The following is a 2580-nucleotide window of genomic DNA, read 5'->3' on the forward strand; positions in this document are numbered from 1 at the left end:
GGAAAAGCAATCCGGTTTTTGGCCGAGATAATCACAAGTCAAAAATTAGCCTTCCGCCAAAAACAATGAAATTCAATTCTTCAATTTCAATAAAAAAATATCCCTTTAAATTAAAATGACACAACAAAAAAAAATCTTCATCATCGGTTACTCCGGCCACGCCTATGTGGTTTTGGACAGTATCCTGGAACAAGGATTGGTTGTCGGGGGATATTTTGCCAAAGATTATAATGTGGAGGACCCCTACCACCTTGAGTTTTTTGGCAGTGAAAGGGCAGAGGATGTCGGTCAGATTTTGGAGCAACATTATGTTTTTCCTTGCATTGGAGACAACAATATCAGAGAAAAGGTTGTCAATTTTGTTATTGGCAAAGGTTTCAACCAATTGGCTGTCATAGATAAAACAGCCTTGGTTTCCTCAAAAGCGACGATTGGCCTTTCAACCTTTGTTGGCAGAAACGCAATCATCAACTCACTTGCAAAAATTGGAGGCGGAGTGATTATCAATACTGCCGCCATCATCGAACATGAATGTTTGATCGGTGATTTTTCACATGTTGCACCCAATGCCACTTTGGCGGGGAATGTCAGTTTAGGCAGAAAAGTATTGTTTGGAGCAGGTTCTGTGGCCAAGCAGGGAATCAGTATTGGAGACAACAGCATCATCGGTGCAGGTTCGGTGGTAATCTCAGACATTCCGGCAAATGAAGTTTGGGCAGGGAATCCGGCGAGAAGAATAAAAGAAATTGACTTTTGAAATTGGAGAATAAGCTTTCTGGGATTTTTAAGGACAAAAAGTTTACAACTGATACCTTATGGTTGATTTCTTCCCAAGGGATTCTGATTATTTCCGGGTTTTTGGTCAACCTGATTATCGGGTACCAGTTTGGTGCTGCTACACTTGGGGTTTTTAACCAGGTTTTGGGGTTTTATTTGATTCTGTCTACTTTTTTTTCATTGGGTATCAATAACAGTCTGATTCAAAAAATTTCTACAGGCGATACCCAAAGTCATCCTGTTATTTTTTCTTCAAATTTTGCGATAACCACTTTCAGCACGCTTCTTTTTTCTGGCGCAGTCCTTTTCATTTCAAAATATTCTCCAACTGTCTTTAGCTCTCCGGAACTTGCTTTTGGCGTATTCATTTCTACTTTATCCTTGCCATTGTTCAATTGGAACAAAAACTTTATGGCCTACGCCACGGGAATCAGAAACCAAAAGTTATTTGCAAATATCCGATCTTTACGGTGGTTGGTCATTATTGGATTTATCACTTTTGCTTCCTTAAATTCAATTGATTCACATTGGCTTTACTTTTCCTTTTTGGTTTCTGAACTGGTTATTTTTGCTCTTTGTCTTCTTAGCTTCTCAAAGCTTTTTACAGTTAACTTTAAATTTTCAGACCTCAAAAACAACCTGTCTTTCGGATTGAAAAGCTTTACAGCAGAGGTGTTCTCGATCCTAAATGACAAACTTGATCTCATAATCATCGGCTACCTTATCAGCAATACAGAAGTTGGGGTCTATAGTTTCTTTATTTTCTTTGCAAAATCATTGTATATATTCCCCGGAATTCTTCAGCAGAATATCAACCCCCTTATTGGAAAACATTGGAATTCAAATACCATGGATGAGCTTTATATTACTTTAAAAAACATCAGAAATGTCAATGTTGCCATAATTTTGATCCAGGCTGTAGGTATATTGATTTTTTATAAAGTCTTGACAGATTTCTACAAACCTGAGTTTGCAGGTTCTCTTGGTTATTTGGCATTGTCAATGGCGGGCATTATCCCGTTTGCACTAATATCGTGGGGAGGTTCCATTCTGGTTATGACAGGAAAATTGAAAGAAAATATCATTAGGACGTTTTTGGTTTTGGTTTTTTCAATATTGAGTACCTTGGTTTTGACATTCGGGTTTGGTATGATGGGGGCAGTAGGGGCAGTTGCAATCAATGGGATATTTTATTTCTTGATGTTGTATGGCTTTGTAAAAAGTGTGACCGGGATTAGGCTGGTGTAAGGGAAAATCAAATATGGTTTCTGATATCGCAAAGCAATTCATGCCCATAAAAGCTCAGCTTACTCCGTGGAAACCGAGTTATCCAAGGCTATTTTATTGGTTGATATTAATTAATGTCATCATTGATATTTTTGCTTTTTGGTCTGAACCTGGAGGTATAACAGCTATTATTAGAGTAGTTATTTTGTATTCCTCTTTTTTTTATTTCCTTCTGATTAAAAGGATAAAATTTGAGAAAAATATTTATATCGTCTTTTTTGCTGTGTACGTCCTTTTGCAGCTTTTTATTGCAGTTGATTTAGAATATTCCTTCAAAATATCGCTTCAGATAATCACCAGCTTGTTGATGTTTTTTGTGGGTTACGCCCTAATTAAAAATGAATTTGATTTTTATTATTATCTCAAGCAATTTTTTTGGGTGTATGTGGTAATCATAGTAAACACCATTGTTTCAAATATTTTCAAAATAGGCCTAGATGATTATACTAAGTCGACAGATTATGTAGTAGGAGGGTTTAATGACCTATGGAATATTTACACCTAAAGTTTGATAAT

Annotated in this window: 3 protein-coding genes; all 3 read left to right on the forward strand. The window is 36.6% G+C overall.

Going from position 1 to position 2580, the window contains the following annotated elements:
* Nucleotides 1-115: 115 nt before the first annotated feature.
* The 3 genes from ACZFYI_RS18835 to ACZFYI_RS18845 are packed head-to-tail and all read left to right on the forward strand — an operon-like array spanning nt 116 to nt 2569.
* Nucleotides 116-757, forward strand: a complete 642-nt coding sequence (locus ACZFYI_RS18835; protein ID WP_462525662.1) for an acetyltransferase — start codon at nt 116-118, stop codon at nt 755-757.
* Nucleotides 754-2025, forward strand: coding sequence for a lipopolysaccharide biosynthesis protein (locus ACZFYI_RS18840; protein ID WP_462525663.1), 1272 nt, complete (start codon nt 754-756; stop codon nt 2023-2025). The genes ACZFYI_RS18835 and ACZFYI_RS18840 overlap by 4 nt, the downstream gene beginning before the upstream one ends.
* 13 nt (nt 2026-2038) lie before the next feature.
* Nucleotides 2039-2569, forward strand: a complete 531-nt coding sequence (locus tag ACZFYI_RS18845) for a hypothetical protein (protein WP_462525664.1) — start codon at nt 2039-2041, stop codon at nt 2567-2569.
* Nucleotides 2570-2580 lie beyond the last annotated feature (11 nt).

Source organism: Aquiflexum sp. (genome assembly GCF_977115555.1).